This window comes from Aeromonas enterica (assembly GCF_054052465.1).
Genome location: NZ_JBSTYL010000004.1, coordinates 258,441 through 282,028, shown reverse-complemented (window position 1 = coordinate 282,028; position 23,588 = coordinate 258,441). Strand labels below are relative to the sequence as shown.

The following is a 23,588-nucleotide window of genomic DNA, read 5'->3' as shown; positions in this document are numbered from 1 at the left end:
GAATTGCTGGCGGATGATGACTATCGCAGCCTGCATCAGCGGCTGGCACCGGTCTGATCCCCGTCACACCCCGTCTCCATGGTTAAAAATGGGGCTGGTCGCAGGCAGCGACTGGCCCCTATAATGACCCCCTCACAGTTCAACAAGACATCGACATGAAACGCCTTATCCTGATGATGCCCCTGATCGCCTCCGGTTGCGCCGACTTCTCTTTCAACAGCAATCTGGACAAGGAAAATTTCGACGAGTACTTCAAGCCGGGCAGCGTCCAGATCTATGAGCAGAGTCAGCTGGCTGACCTCAACTACCTCTACCTCGGCACAGTCGAGGGGGAATCCTGTCAGAGCGATGCCAAGCAGCCCATTCCCAACGCAGGTGAAGCCCGCACCCTGGCGCGCCGCCGTGTGGCCGACATGGGTGGCAATGGTGTCACCTTCGACAAGTGCGCCGAGTTCAGTGACACCCCTGGCTGCCTGAAACAGGTGATCTGCTACGGGCAGGCGCTGAAAGTGGCGCAAGAGAAGTAAAGAGGCCATGGCACTGGCCATAGTCCGGCTCGGCAGCCCCCGCCTGCCCGACGAGGGGCTGCGGATCGGCACGGTGCGGCGCCCACCTCGTGGCGTGCCCAAAGCCAAGTTTGCCAGTCAGGATTGGTACGACGTCTGGTTCCCCAACCTGGCCCCCAGCAACGAGACCATGAAGCTGGGTCAGGCCGCCGAGACTCCCGCTCAATGGGCCGCTTTCTGCAAGCAGTACAAGGCCGAGATGGCCACCCCCAGTGCCCGCCACGATCTGGCGCTGCTGGCAGCCCTCTCCCACACCACCAACCTGTCGGTGGGTTGCTACTGTGAACAGGCCGAGCGTTGTCATCGTACCCTGCTGAAAGAACTGCTGATCCAGTGCGGCGCCAGGCTGCGCTGACCCGCACAACCGCATATGAAAGAGGGCGTCCCACGGGACGCCCTCTTTCATATGCTGGCCATCAAGGCGGGATGGGCGCACACCGCGCCCTATTGCAGAGTGCCCAGCCGTAACCCTTGTTGCAGCGCCCGCTCCTGCCCGGCCGTCATCCCGGCCACCACGGCCTGACCGTTCTCCGCCAGCCACTGGGCCAGATCGGCCACCGTCTCCTCCAGCGGCCGGAAATTGAGCCCCTGCACTATGGCTGCCTCGGCGCTGATGCGGCCATAACCGGCATACTCCGGCTGCTCATTGGGCAACAGGGCCGGGTAGCTCTGCCAGGGCTCGACACCGGCCGCCAGCAGCGTGGGCCAGGGCACCCACTCAGGTTGCAGTGGCATGGCGGGAGCGAGCCGGGCTGCGAGGCGATCCACCCAGTCCGCCAGCGCTATGCCGGGCTTGAGCAGGTTGAAGATGCCCCCCAGCTGCTGCTCGGCAGCGCGCAGCACGAACTCGGCGCAGTCGCGCACATCCAGATATTGCAATCGATCCTGCCCCTCCCCTGGCAGCAGCCAGGAGCCCCCCTGCTGTATCCGTTTCACCCACCAGGCCAAACGACCGGTCGGATCAAAGGGGCCGCACAGCACGCCGGGGCGCAGAATGCAGATCCGCTCGCCCCAGCGGGCCCGATATTCGGCCTCGCACAACACTTTCAAGGGGCCGTAGTCGGTGGGCATGTCCCCGGCCCTTGTCTCGTGCAGCGGCGCCGACTCATCCATCCCCCGCTGGGCGAAGTCGCGATAGACGCTGATGGTGGAGATGAAGATCAGCCGCTCGCATCGCCCGAGCAGAGCGGTGGAGAGGCTTGCCGCCTGCTCGGGCCGGTAGCAGCAGGTTTCGATAACCAGATCCCAGCCGGGCCCTTCCCCATGCAGGGCATGCAGATCCTTGTCCCTGTCACCGGTGAGCTGAACCAGATCGCGCCAGTCCGGGTGCTGGCGATGACCCCGGTTGAACAAAGTCACCTCGTGGCCCCAATCCAGCGCCAGCGAGGTGAGGTGGCGGCCCAGAAAACCAGTGCCGCCGATGATCAGCAGTTTCATCCATGTCCCTCCTGTCCGGCACGATGGGCTATCTCGGGTATGACGCGCCTTGCATGCCGGTATTCATAGTGCCCCCACCCTACCCAAGTTGGCGGCGGGGTACAGCCTCCATGGCACGGGGATGAGAGGGTGATCACGGCAGGACATAAGGAAAAGGGTCTGGGGAAGACCCGGCCAGGCAAGGGAAGCGAGGCCTGCGTTTTGGCGCCGCCTGTGCTAAATTGCCGAGGTTTTCAGCCAGGATCCACCATGAAGTTCGAAATCGACACCCTCGGGATCATCCGCTCTCCCTACAAGGAGAAGTTCGCCATCCCCCGCCAGCCCGGTCTGGTCAAATCGGCCCGCGCCCGCCTCGAGTTGCTGCCCCCCTACGATCAACCGGATGTGCTGCGCGGCATCGAGCAGTTCTCCCATCTGTGGCTCAGCTTCGTGTTTCACCAGACCATGGATCAGGGCTGGCACCCGACGGTGCGCCCGCCGCGCCTGGGCGGCAACGAACGGGTCGGCGTCTTTGCCACCCGCTCCACTTTCCGCCCCAATCCGCTGGGCCTCTCGGTAGTCGAGTTGCACGGGGTGGGCCGCAAACGGGGCAAGCTGTGGCTGGATCTCGGCGCGGTGGACTTGCTCGATGGCACCCCCATCGTCGATATCAAGCCCTATATCCCCTATGCCGACAGCCTGCCGGATGCCCGCGGTGGCTTTGCCCCCGACGCCCCCACCCCGCCGCTGGCGGTAAGTTTCAGCCCGGAGGCGGAGCAACAGCTGCAACCCTGGCTCAAGGCCTATCCCGAGCTGCGCCTGCTGGTGAGCGAGGTACTGGCCCAGGATCCCCGTCCCGCCTACAAGAAGGGCAAGCCGGACGACAAGGAGTACGGGGTACGCCTGTTCGATCTCAATGTGCGCTTTCGCATCAGCGAACCCGACTGTCTGGTGCTGGCCATAGAGCCGGCCTGATCGCCACGCGATTGCGAGCCATAAAAAAACCACCCGAGGGTGGTTTTTTTATCACGCCTGATCCCTGTGCTCGGCGGCAATCTGCCTGAAGGCCCCCTCGCAGGCAAGGAAGGCATCGACCATGCCGGGATCGAAATGGCTGCCGCGACCCTGCACTATGATGGCTTTCGCCTCTTCGTGGGTGAAGGCGGGCTTGTAGACCCGTTTCGAGATGAGGGCATCGTAGACATCCGCCACCGCCATCAAGCGGCCCGAGAGCGGGATGAGCTCCCCGGCCAGGCCGGCCGGGTAACCGCTGCCATCCCACTTCTCGTGATGGGTAAGGGAGATTTCGCGGGCCAGCCGCAGGAAGGAGTTGGAGCCGAGCTGGGCCTCGGCGCTGGCCAGCGCATCGGCCCCTATCTGGGGATGGCGCTTCATGATGGCAAACTCTTCGTCGGTCAGCTTGCCCGGCTTGAGCAGGATCGCATCGGGAATGCCCACCTTGCCCACGTCGTGCAGCGGCGCCGACTTGAACAGCAGGTCTATGGTGGCGTCATCGAGGGGATAACGCTCGGCGTCGTGACGGCTAAGGTATTCGGCCAGCACCTTGACGTAGTGCTGGGTGCGGATGATGTGGGCGCCAGTCTCGTTGTCCCGGGTCTCCGCCAGCGAGGCGAGGCCTAGGATGGCCACGTCCCGGGTCAGGTTGAGCTCGTCGCTGCGCGCCTTCAGCTCGCCGATCATCTGGTTGGTGCTGGCGGCGATCAGGCCGAATTCGTCATCCCGGGTCACCGGCACCCGCGCATCCAGATCGCCGCACTGCACCTGCGCCATGGTGCGCGTCTGGTGCATCAGGGAAAGGGTCAGATTGCGGCCATAGCCGCGAATGATGAGCCAGAGGTAACAGAAGGTCACTGCCATCACGAAGGCGATTTCCAGCAATATGTAGTGCTGGGCATCGAGCCGCGACAGGCTTCTGTCCACCGTCGCCAGCCACTCCAGATCCTTGTTGAACAGCAGGAAGAAGACACCCCCCAGCAGCGCTAGCGTGGTGAAGGTAAACAGGGAGAACTTGCGGGAAACCGGCATGGCCAGCGGCCGGGTCAGCACCAGCGAGCCCTGATGCTCCCGCAGTTTGGCCAGGTTCCAGTCCCGCACCAGCGACAGATCCGCCGCCACCAGAAAGCCCAGGGTGGTCATCCCCAGCAGGATCTTGAGGTGACTCTCCAGCGGGAAGTCATGCATGAGGCCGTTGTAGCCCGAGAGCAGCAGCGCCCCCAGCAGGTAGAAGCCCACCTCCAACCCGAAGCTGCCGAGTCCGTTGCCGGGCAGATCCAGCCTGCGCAACACGCGATCGCGCACGGCGAACATGATGGCGAAAACCAGCAGGGTCGGTCCCAGCAGCTGGGGCAGGGTCAGGCTATCCAGGAACGGACAGACCTGAAATCCGTAGAGGCAAAAGAGTGACAGTGTCACGCCGTAGTGCAGGGCGCAACGCCCCGTTATTTTCTGCATAATTCCACCCGAACTGCGGTTTATTGTTATGACGGCGGGGATATTCCCGCCCCCCTCACAGGCGCAGCAGCAGCAGACTCCCTATCGAATAGCCAGCGCCAAACGAACAGAGCACACCGCGGGCCCCCGCAGGAAGGTCGCGATTGTACAGATGGAACGCGATAATGGAACCCGCCGAGCTGGTGTTGCCGTAACTGTCGAGGATCACCGGCGCCTCTTGCTGGCTGGCATCGTGACCCAGCAGCTTGCGACCGATGAACTGGTTCATGGTGAGGTTGGCCTGATGCAACCAGAGCCGGCTCAGGGTATCCGCCGCCCAGCCCTGCTCGTCGAGCTGGCCGGCGATCTGATCGCATACCAGCGGCAGCACCTCCTTGAACACCTTGCGCCCCTGCTGGCAAAACAGCTTGTCATCGCCATAACGGGTGCGCGGGCTGAGCCGGTTAAGGAAGCCGAAGTTGTTGCGAATGTTGTTGGAATACTGGGTCACCAGCTTGCTCGCCACCAGTTGCCAGGGGTTGGCCACCTTGCAATCGGCCTCCCGCTCCAGCAACACGGCGGTGCAGGCATCGCCGAAGATGAAGTGGCTGTCCCGATCGCGAAAGTTGAGGTGACCCGAGCAGATCTCGGGGTTCACCACCAGCGCCAGTTTGGCGGTGCCGGCGGCCAGCATGTCGGCTGCCGTCTTGATGCCAAAGGTAGCGGACGAACAGGCCACGTTCATGTCAAAAGCCATGCCGCCCGCCCCCAGATAGTGCTGCAGCTCGATGGAGAGCGCCGGATAGGGGCGCGGCATATTGGAGGCAGCCACTATCACCAAATCCACGTCACCCGGCTCGCGGCCGGCAGCGATCAGCGCCTGTTCGGCAGCGGCCACCGCCATCTCCACCATGATGGAGGGTTTGTCATCGGGCCGCTCGGGCAGCAGCGGCTGCATGATGTCCGGATCCAGCACCCCTTCCTTGCTCACCAGATAGCGGCTCTTGATGCCGGAAGCCTTCTCGATGAACTCGCAGCTGGAGTGCTGCTTGGCGGGAAGCTGGCCCGCATCGATGGCGGAGGCATTCTCCTCGTTGTAGAGATCCACATACTGGTTGAAGGCGGCCACCAGCGCTTCGTTGCTGACGGCAAAAGGCGGCGTATAGAGGCCTGATCCACTGATCACGATAGAAGTCATCTTTGCTCCTGGCCGGGTTCGTTCCCGGCTTGTTGGCTTTTTAGGGTAGAGAGGTTATTACAGCTGATCGATCGCCGCGGCGAGACCGGCCAGGGTCAGCGGATGCATGCGTCCGCCAACCAGTTCATTCATCAACTTGATGGAGGGGTGCCAGAGCCACTCCCGCCTCGGGACCGGGTTGAGCCACACCAGTTTGGCATAGTGCTGCTGCAGGCGGGCGAGCCACACCTGACCCGCCTCCTCGTTCCAGTATTCGACACTGCCACCGGGCCAGGTGATCTCATAGGGACCCATCTTGGCGTCCCCCACCAAAATCACCCTATAGTCGCTGCCGTAGGTGCGTAGCAGCCGCAGGGTATCAAAACGCTCCTCGGCCCGGCGGTTGTTGTCTTGCCAGACGAAGTCGTAGAGACAGTTGTGAAAATAGAAGTACTCCAGATGCTTGAACTCGTGGCGCAGCGCCGAGAAGAGCCGCTGCACCTCGGCCACGTGGGCATCCATGGAGCCCCCCACGTCGAAGAAAACCAGCAGCTTCACCCCGTTGTGGCGCTCGGGCCTCAGCTTCACATCGAGCCAGCCCTGACGGGCCGTGCTCTGGATGGTGCCGTCGAGATCCAGCTCGTCCGGGTTGCCCTGGCGCACCCAGCGCCTGAGCTTGCGCAGCGCCAGCTGAATGGCACGCTGTCCCAGCGGTGAATCATCGCTGAGATTGCGATAGTGACGCGCCTCCCACACCTTGGCCGCCTTGCCATGCTGGCCCTCTCCCCCCATGCGGACCCCTTCCGGGTGAAAACCGCCGTGGCCGAACGGGCTGCTGCCCCCCGTGCCCACCCACTTGTTGCCGCCGGCGTGGCGCTCTTTCTGTTCGCTCAAGCGCTGGTTGAGGGTCTCAAGCAGCTTGTCGAGCCCGCCTAAGGATTGCAGCAGCGCTTTTTCTTCCGGACTCAGCAGCCGCTCAAACTCCTGGCGCAGCCAGTCATCCGGCAGGGTTTCGGGCAACAGGGGAGAGGACTGCAGGCCGTCATAATATTCGGCAAAGGCGCGATCGAAGCGATCGTAATGGGCCTCGTCTTTCACCAGCAGACAGTGGGAGATCTGGTAAAAGTCGTTCATGTCGACCGTGGCAAGCCCGGCCGACAAGGCCCCGTGCAGATCCAGCAATTCACGCAGGCTGCAGGGCAGCTTGTGACGGCGCAGGTGGCTGAAAAAGTCGATCAGCATTCAGCTACCGCGACGCGCCAGGAAGGCGAGCTTTTCGAACAGGTGCAAGTCCTGCTCTGTCTTGAGCAGGGCGCCGTAGAGGGCGGGTACCAGCTTGCCCGGCTCGCGGGTGCGCATCGCCTCGGGGGAGATGTCGTCGGCCAGCAGCAGCCGGATCCAGTCCAGCAGCTCGGAGGTGGAGGGCTTCTTGCGCAGCCCGTCCACTTCGCGCAGCTCGAAGAAGAGCGCCATGGCCTCGTCCAGCAGCGCCGCTTTCAGGTTCGGATAGTGCAGGTTGACGATGGCCTGCATCTCGGCCTTGTCGGGGAAACGGATGTAGTGGAAGAAGCAGCGGCGCAGGAAGGCGTCCGGCAGCTCTTTTTCATTGTTGGAAGTGATGATGACTACGGGGCGCTGGCGGGCCTTGACTCGCTCGCCCGTCTCATAGACGTCGAACTCCATCCGATCCAGCTCCAGCAGCAGGTCGTTGGGAAATTCGATGTCCGCCTTGTCGATTTCGTCGATGAGCAGCACGGGTCGCTGCTCGGCGGTGAAGGCCTGCCACAACTTACCCCGGCGAATGTAGTGGCTGATGTCCCCTACTCGCGGATCGCCAAGCTGGGAGTCGCGCAGCCGCGCCACGGCATCATACTCATACAGCCCCTGCTGGGCCTTGGTGGTGGACTTGATGTGCCAGGCGATAAGCTCGGTGCCCAGATGGCTGGCCACCGCTTCGGCCAGCTCCGTCTTGCCTGTACCGGGTTCACCTTTGATCAGTAAGGGTTTTTCCAACACTATTGCCGCATTGACCGCCATCTTCAGCGCCTCTGAGGCGAGATAGCGATCGCTTCCTGCAAATCCCATAACGTCCATTCCTTTGACGACAAGAGACCTTTTTGAGATCGAGGCCTCAGTAAGAAAGAATAAGCTCTATATCTTGTAATAACATATTGTTATAACAAATCGTCACTTCTCATTCAGAAACCACAGGGTAATCTTGTTTCATCGCCGTAACAAACAGGGATAGCACCATGAGCAAAATTTATGAGGACAACAGCCTGACCATAGGTCACACCCCGCTGGTTCGACTCAACCGTGTTACCAAGGGCCGTGTACTGGCCAAGATTGAGAGCCGTAACCCGAGCTTCAGCGTCAAGTGCCGTATCGGCGCCAACCTGATCTGGGATGCCGAGAAACGCGGCGTCCTGACCAAGGGCAAGGAGATCATCGAACCCACCAGCGGTAACACGGGTATTGCTCTGGCTTTCGTGGCCGCCGCTCGCGGCTATCCCATCACCTTGACCATGCCCGCCACCATGAGCCTGGAGCGCCGCAAGCTGCTCAAGGCGCTCGGCGCCAATCTGGTGCTGACCGAAGGACCGCTGGGCATGAAGGGCGCCATCGCCAAGGCCAACGAGATCCTCGAATCCGAGCCGGGCAAATATGTGCTGCTGCAACAGTTTGAAAACCCCGCCAACCCGGAAATCCACGAAAAAACCACAGGTCCCGAGATCTGGGATGCCACCGATGGTCAGGTGGATGTGTTCGTGGCAGGTGTCGGCACAGGTGGCACCATCACCGGTGTCTCCCGCTATCTGAAACAGACCAAGGGCAAGGCCGTGGTCTCGGTGGCCGTCGAGCCGAGCGAATCACCCGTGATCAGCCAACGTCTGGCCGGTCTCGAAATCAAGCCGGGACCTCACAAAATCCAGGGTATTGGCGCCGGGTTCATCCCGGGCAACCTGGACCTGACCCTGCTGGACCGCGTCGAGCAGGTAAGCAGCGATGATGCCATCGAGATGGCCCGTCGCCTGATGGAAGAGGAAGGGATCCTGGCCGGGATAAGCTCAGGAGCAGCCGTCGTGGCCGCCGCCCGTCTGGCCGAATTGCCGGAGTTTGCCGACAAGACAATTGTCGTCATACTGCCGAGCGCCGCCGAGCGTTACCTCTCCAGTGCCCTGTTTGCCGGGGTATTCAGCGAGCAGGAATTGCAGCAGTAAGTGATCGGAATCTGTCAAAACAACGGCGCTCTCAGGAGCGCCGTTTCTTTATGGGCTAGACTAAGCACTTGGCAGCGCCACTCGGCCCCTTATTTTTTGGGGTAAAATAACAAGCTGACGGGCGACAAAAAAAGCAGACATTCCGTGATAAATCTCATATCCTGTGCGGCGTCACGAGGTGTTTGCTGACTAGGTATCACAAAGTAACAAAGTGTTATTTTTCGTTATAAAATAATTTCAAGCCAGTGTTTATGCGGCTTGTAGCGCGATAACGGAAAAGAGTTCAGGCAGACACCGAATACTGCACAGAAAATTGACTTGGATTAAACCATTGCAGGTCTGATTTCGTTACTTTACAACATATCCATACTGACACGGTGAGATTAAGGAAGCGTCAAAAGCATCCATCTCTCCAAAAAATATCAATAATATGGGGTGAAACCATGTACGAGAAGTCTGTTGTTATCACTGCTGAAAACGGTCTGCACACCCGTCCGGCAGCTCAGTTCGTGAAAGAAGCCAAAGAATTCCAAAGTGAGATCACTGTGGTCTCCGGTGGCAAATCCGCCAGCGCCAAGAGCCTGTTCAAGCTGCAGACTCTGGGCCTGACCAAAGGCACCAACGTGACCATCCAGGCCGACGGCCCGGACGCTCAGAAAGCCGTTGAGAAGCTGGTTGCCCTGATGGACGAGCTGGAGTAATCCAGCTTTATTCCTCCCCCACAGTCGTTTTAATAGGAAGGATTATGATATCTGGCATTCTTGCGTCCCCCGGTATCGCATTCGGTAAGGCGCTTCTTCTGAAAGAAGATGAAATCGTTATCAATCAGGGCAAGATTTCTGCTGACCAGATTGACGCCGAGATCAACCGCTTCCTCGAAGCCCGCACCAAGTCAGCTGCCCAGCTGGAAGCCATCAAAGTCATGGCTGGTCGCACCTTCGGTGAGGAAAAAGAGGCCATCTTCGAAGGCCACATCATGCTGCTCGAAGATGAGGAGCTGGAAGGGGATATCAGATCCTTCATTAAAGACAACAAGGCCACCGCTGATAAGGCCGTCTACGAGGTCATCGAGCAATACGCCAAGATGATGGCCGATCTGGACGATCCCTACCTGCGTGAGCGCGCCACCGACTTCCGTGACATCGGAACCCGTCTGGTGAAGAACGTGCTGGGCATCGCCGTTGTCAACCTGAGCACCATAGACGAAGAGGTCATCCTGGTCGCCAAAGACCTGACCCCGTCCGAAACTGCCCAGATCAACCTGAAATATGTGCTGGGTTTCGTTACCGACATCGGTGGCCGTACCTCTCACACCTCCATCATGGCGCGTTCCCTGGAGCTGCCGGCCATAGTGGGCACCAACGACATCACCGAGCGCGTCAACAATGGCGAGATGCTGATACTGGATGCGATCAACAACCAGATCATCATCAACCCGACCGCCGAGCAGCTGACTGAAGCCAAACAGTTCCAGGCCCAGTTCCAGGCCGAGAAGGACGAGCTGGCCAAACTGAAAGACCTGCCTGCCATCACCCTCGATGGTCATCAGGTTGAAGTCTGCGCCAACATAGGTACCGTCAAGGATACCGAAGGTGCCATCCGCAATGGCGCCGAAGGCGTGGGTCTGTACCGCACCGAGTTCCTGTTCATGGACCGTGATGCGCTGCCGACCGAAGACGAGCAGTTCAAGGCCTACAAAGAAGTGGCAGAGGCCATGCCGGATCAGCCGATCATAGTCCGTACCATGGACATTGGCGGCGACAAAGAACTGCCTTACATGAATTTCCCGAAAGAGATGAACCCCTTCCTGGGCTGGCGTGCCGTGCGTATTTTCTTCGATCGCGAAGACATCATGCATGCCCAGCTGCGGGCCATACTGCGTGCGTCTGCCTTCGGCAAACTGCGCATCATGTTCCCGATGATCATCTCCGTCGAAGAGTTCCGTAGCCTGAAGGCCACCGTAGAGAAGCTGAAAGCCGAACTGCGCACCGAAGGCAAAGCCTTTGATGAATCCATCGAAGTGGGTATCATGATCGAGACTCCGGCTGCTGCCGTGATGGCTCATCATCTGGCTAAAGAAGTGGATTTCTTCAGTATCGGTACCAACGACCTGACCCAGTACACCCTGGCAGTCGACCGTGGTAACGAGATGATCTCCGCCATGTACAACCCGCTGTCACCCTCCGTCCTGACGCTGATCAAGATGGTTATCGACGCTTCCCATGACAATGGCAAGTGGACCGGTATGTGTGGTGAGCTGGCTGGTGACGAACGCGCCACACTGCTGCTGCTGGGTATGGGTCTGGATGAGTTCTCCATGAGCGCCATCTCTGTACCGCGTATCAAGAAGCTTATCCGCAACACCAACTTCGAAGATGTGAAGGCAATGGCTGACCAGGCTCTGAGCTATGCAACCGCCGCCGAAATCGAAGCCTGTGTAGATAACTTTATTAAGCAGAAGGCAGTCTGCTAAGATCGGCTGCAAACAGCGACAATCATCTCTAGGAGCTTTTACTATGGGTCTGTTTGATAAACTGAAGAAACTGGTTTCCGACGATAGCTCTGATACCGGCGGCATCGAAATTTTTGCCCCGCTGTCAGGGGAAATCGTGCCGATCGAAGATGTGCCTGACGTTGTCTTCGCCGAGAAGATCGTCGGCGACGGTATCGCCATCAAGCCGGCCGGCAACAAGATGGTTGCACCGTGCGATGGCACCATCGGCAAGATCTTCGAGACCAACCATGCGTTCTCGCTGGAATCCGACTCAGGTATCGAGCTGTTCGTTCACTTCGGTATCGACACCGTTGAACTGAAAGGTGAAGGCTTCAAGCGCATCGCTCAGGAAGGTCAAAAGGTCAAGCGCGGTGATACCATCATCGAGTTCGATCTGGCCATCCTGGAAGCGAAAGCCAAGTCTACCCTGACGCCTGTGGTCATCTCCAACATGGACGAGATCAAAGAGCTGATCAAGATGACTGGCGCCGTGACCGTGGGCGAGACCCCGGTGATCCGCATCAAGAAATAATGCGCTCTGGCTGGTGCCAGTGACTGCAACAAAAAACCGAAGCCAAGCGCTTCGGTTTTTTTATGGGCCCGATCGGCCACCAGCAACAGGTTGTCCAGGCTCTGCCCGGCAGCCAGAGTAATGCCGCGAAAGTCAGCAAGAACAGCGGCGGTACCAACTCATGGGGCTGGCGCAACGGCTCAGCCTTGACAAGCACCCGCAAGGCAGCCGCTCTTCCACAATCCGGGCAACCCCACACAAGGTCGCATCCCAGGCAGGATGGTCATACCGATCGTTGACCTGGATAGGAAACGGGATCATGGCGTTGTTCGAACGACCTTGCTTGCAGCGTTTTCACTTGGCTGCCATTCATGATAGGGGCCGTGGATACTGGAGTAGAGCTTGTCCAGTTGGCCGGATGCCCTGAGTCTTTCGATGGATTGTGTCAGAAAACGGTCCACCGCATCCCCCCTCGCCCCCTTCGGGATGATGAACACATCGTCAAACTCGCCAAAATAGACCCGATGGATATTGGTCAACTGCATTTTCTTCAGAGCAAGGTCCGCCTCCTCCTGTGCCCAGAGGAAAGCATCGATGCGACCCAGGCTTACCTTGCCCAGGGACTGCTCAATAGACAGGGAGCGCTTGACCGAGAAAGGCCAGAAATCACCCACCCCCTCGATGAGCAGGTCGCGCTTGGTATACTCATAGCCCAGCACCATTGCCGGCGTGATGGGCGCTGCGCTGTTGCTGTAGAGCACATGGGTCACCTTGCCGAAGGCTGTCGAACTGAAGCGATAAGGAAGCATGGACTCATCAATATAGGGATTGCGCAACGCAGGCAGATTGAAGTCCGCTTCCCCCACCACAACGCTACGAGTGGCTCGTGGCATGGGGTAGACCATCACGCTCACCTCGACCCCGTCATCAAGCGCCGCAATGGCCTTGACCAGATCGACAAAGGGGCCGGTGCCATTGGCATCAATGAGCCCCGGTAACAGACCCAGATACGCCGAGAAATGTGATGGATGAGCAGGCTCGGCCGCAGAGAGCGGCTCGTCGCCCCCACCTGTGATGCCCAACACCATAGCGCTCAACATCAGCAGAGACAGTGTGCCCAACTTGAGATGTTTCATGACTGATTCCTCATCCAGGCTGCCACACCTTGGCAGGCATGTTTGAAGCATAGCTTCGTACAAAACGGAGTCCCGTCGGTCAGGGTCTGAAAAATGGGAATAAAATGTTAAAAACTTATCGAGATCAAGGTATTGGCAAGCCGACCTTGTAACATGGACAGGGACACGACAAGGTCCGGGTGCAGGAAGCAAAACCCGGAGAGACACGCAGAGATGCAATGAACGCCCCGAGAAGGATATGAGCATGTTGAAGAATAGCGAACAACGTTACGGCAGCCTGAGTATCGGCCTGCACTGGCTGACCCTGCTGCTGATGATCGCCGTCTACGCCCTGATGGAGTTCAGGGACATCTTTCCCAAGGGTTCGGCCGGACGCGACCTGATGAAGGAGTTTCACTTCATGATTGGCCTGCTGATCCTGACGCTGGTGGTGATCCGCCTGCTGGTTCGCGTAGGCAGCCCTTCACCCCGCATAGTGCCCGAACTCTCTCCCTTGATGCACAAGCTGGCCCAGCTTGCCCATCTGGCACTGTACGGTTTCCTGATCCTCACCCCGCTGCTGGGCTGGCTGTTGCTGAGCGCGGGCGGCAAGCCCATCCCCTTCTTCGGTTTCGAACTGCCCGCCCTGATCGCACCGGATGATGGCTTGAAGGGAACGATAAAAGAGCTGCACGAAACGCTGGCCAACCTGGGCTATGCCCTGATCGCCCTGCATGCGGCGGCGGCCATCTACCACCACCACGTGCTCAAGGACAACACCCTGACCAATATGTTGCCCGAGCGGCGCAGTTAATTCCTTGCCACCAGAGAGGGGCGTACTCGCCCCTCTTTTGATCAAGCCTGTTTGGCCACTACCTCGGCGGCGTCGACAGCCTTGCGTTTACCTTCAGGCTGCAGTTGCTTGACGTTGCCTTTGCTCTCGCCCTTCTGATCCTCCTGAGACTGGGACTGGCCAACAAACTGGCCTCCCTTGCGTATGGAGAGGCTCCCGCCCTTGAATAACCCTTTCATCTTGCCGTTTTCGAGGATCTCCACCTCATTCGAGGCGCAGGTGCCGTCCAGGGTGCCATTGATGATCACGTGAGCAGCGCTGACATCCCCTTCAATCCGTCCGCCTTCCATGATGCGTACCGTCCCGCCGTTCAGTTGCAGCGTCCCGACGAACTGGCCATACACGTCCAGATTACCTTCCACCTGCAACTCCCCCTTGAAACGGGCACACTTGGCGATCACCGTCGTCATGCTCCCCGCCCCGATCATCTCAGACTCATTGCGCTTTCGTCCAAACATCTTGGTTTGCTCCACAATCAACAGCAGCACCATCAGTAGCAACGGCACTATGGGTAATTTGTAATATGCAGATCCCACCACATAGAGCAGCAACGCCAGGCCCCAGCAGAACCAGATGAGATAAAGCGCGTCACTGCGTGGCCGCATCGCGATGCGAGCCAGGATCCTTTCAGGCATCAATGTCATTGACCATTCCCTCTTGCGGGTAGATGGATGCAAGACCGGGGTCACCCCCTCACTCTCGTTTCCCGCGATACGCGGGCATGGACCTAGCTCAAGCGACCAGATTGTCGAAACTCTGAAACAAAAAGGCCCCGCCGGATGGCGGAGCCGTGATTCATCAGCAAACCGAAGCAGGGCTCAGGGCAGCACCACCCGGCTTTCACCACCACCGAGGGCCTCGACCCGGATCTGCACACCGATCCGCTCCACCAGGGTCTGTACGTGGGAGATGACGCCGATCTGGCGGCCGGCCGCCTGCAACGAGTCCAAGCTGGAGAGCGCGAGATCCAGGCTGTCCGGATCCAGGGTGCCGAAGCCCTCGTCGATAAACAGCGACTCGACCTGGGTCTGGCGCGACGAGAGGCTGGAGAGGGCCAGCGCCAACGCCAGCGACACCAGGAAGCTCTCGCCACCGGAGAGGGAATCCACAGATCGCACCTCGTCCCCCATATCGAGATCCACCACCTGCAGCGCCAGATCCGTGCCGGGCACCCGCTCCAACCGGTAGCGCGGCGACAGCTCGCCGAGCTGGGCATTGGCCTCCAGCAGCAACCGCTCCAGCGTGAGGCTCTGGGCGAAGGTGCGCAGCTTGGCACCGCTGGCGGAGCCGATAAGTTCGGACAGCTGCTGCCAGTGATCCGCCACCGCCTGCTGGCGGCCCAGCTCCTCTTGCAGGGAGCCAGCCTTGAGGGCCGCTGCCGCAGCCTGGGCCAGGGTGCTCTTGCACTGGAACAGCTGCTCTTCCAGCTCGCGGCAATGGGCTTCGCTGGCACTCAGGCGCAGGCCAAGCTCCTGCGCAGAGAGGGCGGTCAGCTCGCCGTGATGCTCGCGATAACGCGCCAGCTTGACCTCCTCCAACGCCAGTGCCCGCTGGCGCTCAGCCAACCGGGTGCGGGCCTCGGCCAGGGCATCGTCCAGCTGCTGCAAGGCTGCACGGCGAGACCTGAGTTCATCCGGCCCCATGGCCAGCAGCCGCCGCAGATCATATTCGGCGATGCCCAGAGTGCTGGCGTGCGCCGCCCAGCGTCCCAACACCTCACGCCGGCGACGGCTGCTCACCTGCTTGTCCTGCTCAAGGTGAGTCAGCCTGGCCTTGAGCTCGGTCTGTTTCTCCCGGGCAATCCGCAAGGCGGCCACCGCCTCTTCGAGCTGGCTGGCAGCATGCGACAACCGTTGTTGCCATTCGCCTTCGACCTCGGCGATAGCACGGCCTCCGAGGCAGGCCTCGCGGCTGGCGAGCAACCCCTGGCGCTGCAACTCGGCTTCCTTGTAGTCGCGCTCCAGCTTGTGCAGCAACTCGTTCTGGCTCTGCACACGCGCCTCCTGTGCGCTCACGCCCGGCGTCAGGCTGGCGAGTTCACTGCCAAGCAGCTCCCACTCGCGCTGCCCCTGCAGATAGGCCTCGCAGGTCTGCTGCCATTCGAGCCACTGCCGGCTGCCGAGCCATTGACGCCAAGGTTCGGCGCCCATCTGTTCATCGAGTCTGGCCTCCCCCTGCACCAGGCGCTGGCGCAGCGCGGCCTCCTGCTCGGCCAGCGCTTTGAGCTCGGCTTCCCATTCGATCTTCTGTCGCTCGGCCTCCTGCCACTGCTGTTCAAACTGCTGATGACGGGCCGTCAACTGGGTCAGCTGATTGCGCAGCCCCATCAACATCTGTTGCCCCTGCTGGGCCTGTTGCAGTTGGCGCTGGCCAGCCACCAGACCGATCTCCAGGGCCTCTCCCTGTGCCAGCAGATGCGTCAGCAGATCCGCCCACTCCACCGGACTTTGGCGCAAGGGCAGCTCGTGCCCCAGCAGGGTATTGCCGCCCAGTTGCAACCAGCGCAGGGTCAGTTGTTCGGATCTCGCCTCAAACTCGGGTTGACGCTGCTGACGGGCGACCAGCTGACGGGCCAGCTCCACCCGTTCGCTCTCCTCCTGAATATGTTGATGATTGAGCCGCTCCCACTCCAGCTCCAGCTGACGGGCACGCTCGGCCAATTGCGCCAGAATGCCCGCCACCTGCGGCTGGCTCTGGCTGTAGGGGTGATCCTCGGCGCCGCAGAGCGGGCAGGGGGAGCCATCGATCAGCACGTGACGATACTGTTCGAGGCTGGCCACGGCGCGGGCCTGCTCCAGCGCATGGCGCGCCTCGCCACGCTGGGTGGCGAGCCGTTCCAACGCAGGCACCCGTTCCTCGCGCTGACCGGCCAATCGATGCAGATGCTGTTCCAGCTGCGCCATCTCTTGCCGCAACCGCTCCTGCTGCTCGCTGTGGTTGCGGCCCGTTTCTGCCAGATCCAGCAACTGGCGTACCCTTGCCAACTGCTCGGTCTGTGCCTGCCGCAGCTCCTGCGCCTTGGCGACCTGGCCGTCCCACTCTTGTGCCTGCAACTGATCGTGCTGCTGTTGCAGCCGCGTGCGCTCCTGCAGCCAGTAGTCCCGCTCCTGCTGACCCTGCTCCAGCCGGCTGTTGAGATCCCGCAGGGCATGGCTCTTGTGCTCACGGCTTTGCAACAGCTGTTGCAGCTGATCCCGGCCCTCTGCCCAATCCTGCATGGCCGCCAGCAAGGGTTGCCACTGACGCGCCAGGGGTGCCAGCGCCTTGCGCTCATCCAGCCAGAGTGCCCATTGCTGGCGGCGCGTCTCGAGTGCCTGCACCCGGCTCGCCTGCTGTTGCCACTCCTGCTGCAGCGCCAGTTGCAAGGTGCGCGCCTGCGCGCCCTGCTGCTGGACGTCCTGCAACTGGCTGCCCTTCTCCCTGATGCGGGTATCCAGCTCCTGTGCCCGCTTGAGCTCGGGTTGCAACGCCCCCCAATCGCGCTCGGTGGCTATCTTGTCGGCCAGCAGTTGTTGCTCGCGCAGCGCGGCCTGCTGCTGGGCCAGTTCAACCTGTGCCAATTCAGGCCCCAACTGACCGACAAGCTGCTCCTGCTGCTGCACCTCCAGGGTGAGACGCGCCAGCTCGTCGTGATCGGCACGGGCCACCTGGGCCTGCTCGGCGCGGACAAACTCCTCCCGCTCGGGAACGGCCTGGGCGTGAGCCGCTTCGGCGGCGGCCAGTGCCGCCAGTCCCTCCTGACAGGCCAGCTGCTGGGCGGTGATGCGATCATTGAGATCGCGCAAGTCCTGCAACAGCTGGCGCTGCTGCTGTTCGTGCTTGAGGCTGGTGGAGAGGGCCAACTGCCGGGTGACCCACTGCTCGCGGGTCGCCTCGTCCATCAGCGCCACGTCGCCGAGCCGTTGCCCTATGGCAGCCAGTTTTTGCTGCTCCTCCCGCGCCCGCTCATGGGTCTGGATGGAGATGGCGGAGTAAAGTTCGGTGCCCGTCATCCGCTCCAGCAGGGCGGAGCGCTCGTCGGCGCTCGATTTGAGAAACGCGGCAAACTCCCCCTGGGGCAGGATCACGGCGCGGCGGAACTGCTCCCAGGAGAGCCCCACCAGCTCGTCGATGCGATCCTGCAGCTCCCGCTTGCTGCCGGAGAAGACCTGGCCCGACGCCACGTCAGTCAGGCTGCGCTCCTGAGTCTGAAAGCGCCCCTCGGAGCGGTTGCGGGCCCGGCGCACCGCCCAGCGGGCCAGCCAGATGCGACCGTCACAGCCGCGAAACTGCACCTCGGCACAGCCGCTGGCGTGGCCGCGACTGAGGATATTTCTAACATCATTGGCAGTTAATTTTTCTTTTTCGTCTTCATCCGCTCGACCAATTTTCTCAACATTCTTGCGGTTGGCGATAAAGCGCGGCATCTCGTCGTACAGCGCCAGACAGATGGCATCGAGCAGGGTACTTTTGCCCGCACCCGTGTTGCCCGTGATGGCAAACAGACCCGCGGCGCCGAGCGCCCCCTTGGTAAAGTCGATGGAGAAAGCGCCGGTCAGGCTGGCCAGGTTCTCACCGCTGAGGGACAGGATCTTCATGCGCCGGACTCCTTCACCTGTTGCAATATTTCTTCAAACGAGGCCACCAGTTCGGCCCCGGGTTCACCATCAAACTGGCGCTGATAGCAGAGCCGGAACACCTCTGTGGGGGAGAGCTCATCCAGCCTGCGCTGATGGGAGCCATCGGCCAGCCCCTGCCCGGACCCCAGATAACGGGTGCTGATGCGAGCCAGCCGCACGGGTTTGCCGGCCATGGCCGCCAGAATGCGCTCGCGAATACGGGCCTCAGGTCTGGGCAACAATAGTCGCACTTCGAGGAAAGGCTGTGCTTCTTGTTGGCAAGCGGGTAGCGTCAGCGCCTCGATGGCTTTGAGCGCCCCTTCCAGTTCGCTCTCGGGCAGCCGGATCATCTCTACCACGCGGGGCACCGGGAGCCGCTCCAGCCCCACCAATTGGCCCCCCTCAAACGTCACTTCCAGCACCTGATGGTTGTAGTTGGCCTCGGCGAGCGAGAGCGGCAACGGCGAGCCGCTGTAGTGCACCCCGCTGGCCGGGCTCTGGGCCAGATGCAGGTGCCCGAGCGCCGTGTAGTCGGCGGCGGCGAAGATGTCGGCCGGCAGGGCGTGCTGGTTGCCACCCAGTACCCGCCGCTCGGAGAGTTCGGAGAGCTGGCCCGCCGCCAGATAGGCGTGGCCCATGGCGATCAGCGCCTGATCGGGTTCACAGCGTGCACGACCGGCACTCAGCACCTCTTCATAGACCTGACGAACCCCCTCAATCAGCCGATCCTGCCCCTCTGCCAGTTGCTCGACTCTCAGGTCGCTGCTGCGCAAGAAAGGGACGGCGGCGCACCAGGCGGCTATCTTGCCCTCCCAGTCTTGCAGCGGCACCAGCAGGCGATCGGTCTCAAGCTTGCCATCACTGTCCCGGCTGATGCTGCCCACCAGATGCAGGTCGAAGGCCCGCAGCAGCTCGTGGGGTGCATCCAGCTTGGAGGGAGAGTCGTGATTGCCGCCGATCAGCACCATCTCCAGTGCCGGGTGCTCGGCGCGCAGCCGCGCCAGAAAGCGATAGAGCTGCTGCCAGGCGCTCGCGGGAGGATTGGCGGTGTCGAACAGATCTCCCGCCACCAGCAGGGCGTCGATCTGTCGCTGCTTGATGGTGGCGGTCAACCAGTCGAGAAAGGCGTCGTGTTCGAAGCGGCGTTCATGGCCATGGAGTTGATGGCCCAAGTGCCAGTCGGCGGTATGCAGGATCTTCATGAGAAAACGGCTCGAAATGGAGGAGTGGTGCCCACGGCACCCAATGCAGACAAGATGAGGATACCCCACCCTTTTTTCAAGCAAAACAGGCCGGTGGCGTCAGATTCAGGCGGGCTCGCAACACATCTTGTACTGAGGATGACCGGTAAGGGGATCGGCCACCTCTCCCTCGATCACGAAACCGTGGCGACGATAGAAGCGCACCGCCTGATCATTCTCCACGAACACCCGCACATGCAGCCTGGCCCCCTGCAACTTGGCTTCCAACAGCAGAGCATGGCCCACGCCGCGTCCCTGGCGATCTGGGCGCACGAACAGGGCTGCAAGGTAGTCATCCACCAGCGCCATAAAGCCGAGCAGCTCGCCACGCTCCTCGAATACCCAGATGCGGGCATGGTCAAGATAGCGGGTGCGCAGATCTTCCTGGGCCTGCCACCAGCAGGAGGCATCGACAAAATCGTGTGCCTGCAGAGAAGCCAGCAACCAGATTTCAACGATATCTTCCATGTCCTCGGACCGACTCGACCTCAGCATATTCACATCCTTGTTAACAACTTGAACACTCGCAGTCTAAGAGAGTTTGATGACAGGGTCGGGGGCAAACATGACTCCCTGTGAACTCGATCTCCCTTTATTTAGCGAGAATGATTGGCTGATCACAAAGCGCCTCTCTAGTACAATGCCCGCCGGACAATCTATGAGACCGAGGACGCCATGTGGTTTAAAAACCTGCAGATTTATCGCTTTACCCGCCCCTTTGACCTGACCGTGGATCAGCTGGAAACCCAGCTTGAAGCCTGTGCCTTCACCCCTTGTGGCAGTCAGGACATCTCCCGGTTCGGTTGGGTCAAGCCCCTTGGCAAATTCGGCTCGACCCTGACCCACTCGGCCGCCGGTCACATCCTGCTCTGTGCCCGCAAGGAAGAGAAGATGCTGCCGGGCTCCGTCGTCAAGGAGATGCTGGCGGAGAAGGTAGAAGCGATCGAATTCGAGCAGGGCCGCGCCCTCAAGAAGAAAGAGAAGGAAGCGCTGAAGGAGGAGATACTCCACACCCTGCTGCCCCGTGCCTTCAGTCGTACCAGCCAGACCTTCGCCTGGATCAATCCGGCCGATAATCTGATGGTGGTGGACGCAGGTTCAGCCAAGAAGGCGGACGATCTGCTGGCGCTGCTGCGCAAGAGCATAGGCACACTGCCCGTGGTACCGGTGGCCCTGAAGAACCCGCCCGAGATCACCATGACCGAGTGGCTGAGCGAGGGTAATCTGCCCGCGTCCTTCACGCTGGAAGACGAAGCCGAGCTGCGCAGTGCCATGGAGCACGGCGGCATCATCCGCTGCAAGCAGCAGGATCTGATGACCGACGAGATCAAAAACCACCTGGCCAACGACAAGCTGGTGACCAAGCTGGCTCTCAATTGGGGCGAAACCCTGAGCTTCGTGCTGGGGGACGACATCTCCATCAAGCGTCTGAAATTCAGTGAAGAGCTGCGCGAGCAGAATGACGACGTGACCAGCGAAGATCCTGCCGCCCGTCTGGATGCGGATTTTGCCCTGGTGACCTCAGAGCTGGCCCAGTTCATTCCGGCGCTGTTTGCCGCCCTGGGTGGCGAAGAGCAGTCCATCTAACCTGGTCTGCCTCACCGCATTGCAAAAACCGCCCCAGGGCGGTTTTTTTTTTATGGCAGATAGTGATAGATGGGCACTATTGATAAATGAGTAAGATATTGATCCTGTTCAATAACTTGAGCAACAAGCGCCAATCGTGACATAGTCGCCCCTCATGGTCATAAAACAGACAAGGAGAGTGTCATGTTGCTCAAACCCCTGGGGCTGACCCTTGCCCTCGCCCTGCTGGCCGGTTGCGCCAATGACAAGGGCTTTCACTATGCCCCGCCGCCTCAAACCCTGCTCGCCCCGGAAGCCGCCAGTGGCTGGGCCGACAAACAGGGGTGGCAGGGCCATGACTTCATGGTAGCTGCGGCCAACCCGCTGGCGGTGGATGCGGGCTACCAGATCATCCGGGCAGGCGGCAGCGCCGTGGATGCCGCCATCGCGGTGCAACTGGTGTTGACCCTGGTGGAGCCGCAATCCTCCGGTATCGGCGGCGGCTCCCTGCTGCTGGTGTGGGATGGCAGCAAGGTCGCGGCTGTGGATGGCCGCGAGACGGCCCCCGCCGCCGCCACGGATCAGCTGTTCATGAAGGATGGCAAACCCATGGCCTTCTACGATGGCGTGGTGGGTGGCCGCTCGGTCGGCGCCCCCGGCACGGTACGGGCACTGGCACTGGCCCATCAGCGCTATGGCAAGCTGCCCTGGGCCACGCTGTTCGAGCCCGCCATCACGCTGGCAGAACAGGGCTTTGTGATAAGCCCCCGCCTCGCCACTCTGCTGGCAAAAGACCCCTATCTCGCCAGGGACCCGGATGCCCGCGCCTACTTCTATCTGCCGGATGGCACGCCAAGGCCTGCTGGCAGCACGCTCACCAACCCGGCGCTGGCCAAGGTGCTGCGCACTCTGGCCACACAGGGGGCGGATGCCTTCTATCAGGGGCCGCTGGCGGAGGCCATGGTGGCCAAGGTGCGCCAGCATCCCACCAATCCCGGCGTGCTGGCAGCGGCGGATCTGGCCAGCTACCAGGCCAAACTTCGGGATGGTCTCTGCTTTGACTATCGCCAGAGCCAGATCTGCGGCTTCCCGACCCCCTCCTCCGGCACCATAGCCCTGGGCCAGATCTTCGGCATGCTGGAGAGCCACGACATGGCGGCCCTCAAGCCGATCGCCACGACGGAAGGGGGACTGGCCGCATCAAGCGATGCTATCCATCTCTACAGCGAGGCGGCGCGGCTCGCCTTCGCCGATCGCAACCAGTACGTGGCGGACGGCGATGTTGTCAGCGTGCCGGTGAAGGGTCTGCTGGACAAGGGCTATCTGGCCGAGCGGGGCACGCTTATCGGCGAGCAATCCATGGGGATCGCCCAGCCCGGTACGCCGCCGCTGGCACTGGCCCGCGGCCAGGATGCAACCCCCGAGCTCCCCTCCACCAGCCACGTTTCCATCGTCGACAAGGCGGGCATGGCGGTCTCCATGACCAGCTCCATCGAGGATGGCTTCGGCTCGCGACTGATGGTCAACGGCTACTTGCTCAACAACCAGCTCACCGACTTTTCCTTCACCTCGGTGGATGCCGCCGGTCTGCCGGTGGCAAACCGGGTAGCGCCCGGCAAACGGCCGCGCTCCTCCATGTCCCCCCTGCTGGTGTTTGACAAGCACAGTGGCGAGCTCGAAATGAGCCTGGGTTCCCCGGGGGGCTCCGCCATCATCAACTACGTGGGCAAGACGTTGCTCGGCACCCAGGATTGGGGGCTCAACCTGCAGCAGGCCATCAACCTGCCCAACTTCGGCAGCCGCAACGGCCCCACCGAGCTGGAGGCGGGACGCACCCCCGAGGCAGTGGTCAAGGGGCTCAAGGCGAGGGGGCACGAGGTGGTGCTGAGCGAGCAGACCTCGGGCCTGCAGGGAGTACAGCGCAACGCCGGCGGCTGGTTCGGCGCAGCCGATCCGAGGCGAGAGGGCATCGCCAAGGGCGAATGAGTGCCCACGTCTCTTCAACAAGGCGACCTAAGGGTCGCCTTGTTGCTTGTTGCACCCTGGCGCCGCCCCGGGGGACACACTTGCAGGCCAAATTCATCACCGATGAATGACTCCTGCCAACAAAATGGAGAAAGGTGCCCCTTCCCCCGCGTCTCGATAGTTATGCACTTTCAATCGAAAATAGTCGTTAAATTGTGGATAAATATCGATTTTAGGCAAAAAAATGCATTATTTTTCAACAGAAACGACAGCTGTCGCCCCCAATATCTCTTGTTCGCCGCGGCCAACATCTGTCTCTTTCGCCCCCTGCTCATTGACAGCTGCCTTCTTCGCCGCGCGGTGCAGGTAGCCCCCAGACTGCCATTAGCGAGGTGACAACATGGACCACTCCCT

20 protein-coding genes are annotated in these 23,588 nt (G+C 61.0%); 10 read left to right on the top strand and 10 right to left on the bottom strand.

Going from position 1 to position 23,588, the window contains the following annotated elements; translation table 11 throughout:
* The first annotated feature begins 155 nt into the window (after nt 1–155).
* Both rcsF and ACW5XD_RS07195 read left to right on the top strand, forming a co-directional pair.
* Nucleotides 156–527, top strand: coding sequence for an Rcs stress response system protein RcsF (gene rcsF / locus ACW5XD_RS07200; RefSeq protein WP_456494282.1), 372 nt, complete (start codon nt 156–158; stop codon nt 525–527).
* Nucleotides 528–534: 7 nt separating this feature from the next.
* Nucleotides 535–921, top strand: coding sequence for a DUF488 domain-containing protein (locus ACW5XD_RS07195; protein ID WP_456494281.1), 387 nt, complete (start codon nt 535–537; stop codon nt 919–921).
* Nucleotides 922–1,010: 89 nt separating this feature from the next.
* Here ACW5XD_RS07195 and ACW5XD_RS07190 read toward each other — a convergent pair whose 3' ends face one another.
* A complete protein-coding gene (locus tag ACW5XD_RS07190) occupies nt 1,011–2,003 on the bottom strand; it encodes an NAD-dependent epimerase/dehydratase family protein (RefSeq protein ID WP_456494280.1) in 993 nt (330 codons plus the stop codon).
* A 249-nt stretch (nt 2,004–2,252) separates the two neighbouring features.
* Between ACW5XD_RS07190 and tsaA the strand changes: the two genes are divergently transcribed.
* On the top strand, nt 2,253–2,957 hold the full coding sequence (tsaA, locus tag ACW5XD_RS07185) for a tRNA (N6-threonylcarbamoyladenosine(37)-N6)-methyltransferase TrmO (protein WP_456494279.1): 705 nt from the start codon (nt 2,253–2,255) through the stop codon (nt 2,955–2,957).
* Nucleotides 2,958–3,008: 51 nt separating this feature from the next.
* On the opposite strand, the gene ACW5XD_RS07180 is transcribed toward tsaA, so the two are convergent.
* From ACW5XD_RS07180 to ACW5XD_RS07165, 4 genes are read right to left on the bottom strand one after another with little or no spacing between them, the layout of a single operon-like run.
* Nucleotides 3,009–4,454 (bottom strand): HD domain-containing phosphohydrolase, encoded by a 1,446-nt coding sequence (locus ACW5XD_RS07180; protein ID WP_456494278.1) that lies wholly within the window; start codon nt 4,452–4,454, stop codon nt 3,009–3,011.
* A 55-nt stretch (nt 4,455–4,509) separates the two neighbouring features.
* A complete protein-coding gene (locus ACW5XD_RS07175) occupies nt 4,510–5,631 on the bottom strand; it encodes a beta-ketoacyl-ACP synthase III (protein WP_456494277.1) in 1,122 nt (373 codons plus the stop codon).
* A gap of 57 nt (nt 5,632–5,688) precedes the next feature.
* Nucleotides 5,689–6,852 (bottom strand): vWA domain-containing protein, encoded by a 1,164-nt coding sequence (locus ACW5XD_RS07170; RefSeq protein ID WP_456494276.1) that lies wholly within the window; start codon nt 6,850–6,852, stop codon nt 5,689–5,691.
* The gene (locus ACW5XD_RS07165; RefSeq protein ID WP_456494275.1) at nt 6,853–7,695 is read right to left on the bottom strand and encodes an AAA family ATPase; all 843 of its coding nucleotides are present in this window, start codon (nt 7,693–7,695) and stop codon (nt 6,853–6,855) included.
* A 167-nt stretch (nt 7,696–7,862) separates the two neighbouring features.
* Here ACW5XD_RS07165 and cysK point away from each other — a divergent pair, with 167 nt between their 5' ends.
* From cysK to crr, 4 genes are all read left to right on the top strand, one after another.
* Nucleotides 7,863–8,831 carry a cysteine synthase A gene (gene cysK, locus ACW5XD_RS07160; RefSeq protein WP_456494274.1) on the top strand — a complete coding sequence of 323 codons (969 nt, stop codon included), beginning with the start codon at nt 7,863–7,865 and terminating at the stop codon, nt 8,829–8,831.
* A 443-nt stretch (nt 8,832–9,274) separates the two neighbouring features.
* Complete coding sequence (locus ACW5XD_RS07155; protein ID WP_005303128.1) at nt 9,275–9,532, top strand: HPr family phosphocarrier protein; 258 nt, start codon at nt 9,275–9,277, stop codon at nt 9,530–9,532.
* 44 nt (nt 9,533–9,576) lie between these two features.
* Nucleotides 9,577–11,304 (top strand): phosphoenolpyruvate-protein phosphotransferase PtsI, encoded by a 1,728-nt coding sequence (ptsI, locus tag ACW5XD_RS07150; protein ID WP_456494273.1) that lies wholly within the window; start codon nt 9,577–9,579, stop codon nt 11,302–11,304.
* Nucleotides 11,305–11,347: 43 nt separating this feature from the next.
* Nucleotides 11,348–11,857: a PTS glucose transporter subunit IIA gene (gene crr / locus ACW5XD_RS07145; protein WP_042871003.1), complete on the top strand. Its 510-nt coding sequence runs from the start codon at nt 11,348–11,350 to the stop codon at nt 11,855–11,857.
* Between the two features lie 296 nt (nt 11,858–12,153).
* Here crr and ACW5XD_RS07140 read toward each other — a convergent pair whose 3' ends face one another.
* On the bottom strand, nt 12,154–12,972 hold the full coding sequence (locus tag ACW5XD_RS07140; protein WP_456494272.1) for an ABC transporter substrate-binding protein: 819 nt from the start codon (nt 12,970–12,972) through the stop codon (nt 12,154–12,156).
* Between the two features lie 244 nt (nt 12,973–13,216).
* Between ACW5XD_RS07140 and ACW5XD_RS07135 the strand changes: the two genes are divergently transcribed.
* Complete coding sequence (locus ACW5XD_RS07135; protein ID WP_456494271.1) at nt 13,217–13,765, top strand: cytochrome b; 549 nt, start codon at nt 13,217–13,219, stop codon at nt 13,763–13,765.
* 41 nt (nt 13,766–13,806) lie between these two features.
* Here the strand turns inward: ACW5XD_RS07135 and ACW5XD_RS07130 are convergent, their stop codons facing one another.
* The 4 genes from ACW5XD_RS07130 to ACW5XD_RS07115 form a co-directional block, all read right to left on the bottom strand.
* Nucleotides 13,807–14,448: a bactofilin family protein gene (locus ACW5XD_RS07130; RefSeq protein WP_456494270.1), complete on the bottom strand. Its 642-nt coding sequence runs from the start codon at nt 14,446–14,448 to the stop codon at nt 13,807–13,809.
* A 174-nt stretch (nt 14,449–14,622) separates the two neighbouring features.
* Nucleotides 14,623–18,381 (bottom strand): AAA family ATPase, encoded by a 3,759-nt coding sequence (locus ACW5XD_RS07125; RefSeq protein ID WP_456494269.1) that lies wholly within the window; start codon nt 18,379–18,381, stop codon nt 14,623–14,625.
* Nucleotides 18,378–19,604 carry an exonuclease SbcCD subunit D C-terminal domain-containing protein gene (locus ACW5XD_RS07120; protein ID WP_456494268.1) on the bottom strand — a complete coding sequence of 409 codons (1,227 nt, stop codon included), beginning with the start codon at nt 19,602–19,604 and terminating at the stop codon, nt 18,378–18,380. The genes ACW5XD_RS07125 and ACW5XD_RS07120 overlap by 4 nt, the downstream gene beginning before the upstream one ends.
* Nucleotides 19,605–19,709: 105 nt before the next feature.
* Entirely contained in the window at nt 19,710–20,138 is a 429-nt protein-coding gene (locus ACW5XD_RS07115; RefSeq protein WP_456494267.1) for a GNAT family N-acetyltransferase, read from the bottom strand.
* Nucleotides 20,139–20,318: 180 nt separating this feature from the next.
* Between ACW5XD_RS07115 and rdgC the strand changes: the two genes are divergently transcribed.
* Nucleotides 20,319–21,230, top strand: a complete 912-nt coding sequence (rdgC, locus tag ACW5XD_RS07110) for a recombination-associated protein RdgC (protein WP_456494266.1) — start codon at nt 20,319–20,321, stop codon at nt 21,228–21,230.
* Between the two features lie 183 nt (nt 21,231–21,413).
* Nucleotides 21,414–23,195: a gamma-glutamyltransferase gene (gene ggt, locus ACW5XD_RS07105; protein WP_456494265.1), complete on the top strand. Its 1,782-nt coding sequence runs from the start codon at nt 21,414–21,416 to the stop codon at nt 23,193–23,195.
* The last annotated feature ends 393 nt before the right edge of the window (nt 23,196–23,588 follow it).

Bases quoted from the DNA above. Each gene is read 5' to 3' on its own strand.
- rcsF (WP_456494282.1), top strand. From the start codon at position 156: ATGAAACGCCTTATCCTGATGATGCCCCTGATCGCCTCCGGTTGCGCC.
- ACW5XD_RS07195 (WP_456494281.1), top strand. From the start codon at position 535: ATGGCACTGGCCATAGTCCGGCTCGGCAGCCCCCGCCTGCCCGACGAG.
- ACW5XD_RS07190 (WP_456494280.1), bottom strand. From the start codon at position 2,003: ATGAAACTGCTGATCATCGGCGGCACTGGTTTTCTGGGCCGCCACCTC.
- tsaA (WP_456494279.1), top strand. From the start codon at position 2,253: ATGAAGTTCGAAATCGACACCCTCGGGATCATCCGCTCTCCCTACAAG.
- ACW5XD_RS07180 (WP_456494278.1), bottom strand. From the start codon at position 4,454: ATGCAGAAAATAACGGGGCGTTGCGCCCTGCACTACGGCGTGACACTG.
- ACW5XD_RS07175 (WP_456494277.1), bottom strand. From the start codon at position 5,631: ATGACTTCTATCGTGATCAGTGGATCAGGCCTCTATACGCCGCCTTTT.
- ACW5XD_RS07170 (WP_456494276.1), bottom strand. From the start codon at position 6,852: ATGCTGATCGACTTTTTCAGCCACCTGCGCCGTCACAAGCTGCCCTGC.
- ACW5XD_RS07165 (WP_456494275.1), bottom strand. From the start codon at position 7,695: ATGGGATTTGCAGGAAGCGATCGCTATCTCGCCTCAGAGGCGCTGAAG.
- cysK (WP_456494274.1), top strand. From the start codon at position 7,863: ATGAGCAAAATTTATGAGGACAACAGCCTGACCATAGGTCACACCCCG.
- ACW5XD_RS07155 (WP_005303128.1), top strand. From the start codon at position 9,275: ATGTACGAGAAGTCTGTTGTTATCACTGCTGAAAACGGTCTGCACACC.
- ptsI (WP_456494273.1), top strand. From the start codon at position 9,577: ATGATATCTGGCATTCTTGCGTCCCCCGGTATCGCATTCGGTAAGGCG.
- crr (WP_042871003.1), top strand. From the start codon at position 11,348: ATGGGTCTGTTTGATAAACTGAAGAAACTGGTTTCCGACGATAGCTCT.
- ACW5XD_RS07140 (WP_456494272.1), bottom strand. From the start codon at position 12,972: ATGAAACATCTCAAGTTGGGCACACTGTCTCTGCTGATGTTGAGCGCT.
- ACW5XD_RS07135 (WP_456494271.1), top strand. From the start codon at position 13,217: ATGTTGAAGAATAGCGAACAACGTTACGGCAGCCTGAGTATCGGCCTG.
- ACW5XD_RS07130 (WP_456494270.1), bottom strand. From the start codon at position 14,448: ATGACATTGATGCCTGAAAGGATCCTGGCTCGCATCGCGATGCGGCCA.
- ACW5XD_RS07125 (WP_456494269.1), bottom strand. From the start codon at position 18,381: ATGAAGATCCTGTCCCTCAGCGGTGAGAACCTGGCCAGCCTGACCGGC.
- ACW5XD_RS07120 (WP_456494268.1), bottom strand. From the start codon at position 19,604: ATGAAGATCCTGCATACCGCCGACTGGCACTTGGGCCATCAACTCCAT.
- ACW5XD_RS07115 (WP_456494267.1), bottom strand. From the start codon at position 20,138: ATGCTGAGGTCGAGTCGGTCCGAGGACATGGAAGATATCGTTGAAATC.
- rdgC (WP_456494266.1), top strand. From the start codon at position 20,319: ATGTGGTTTAAAAACCTGCAGATTTATCGCTTTACCCGCCCCTTTGAC.
- ggt (WP_456494265.1), top strand. From the start codon at position 21,414: ATGTTGCTCAAACCCCTGGGGCTGACCCTTGCCCTCGCCCTGCTGGCC.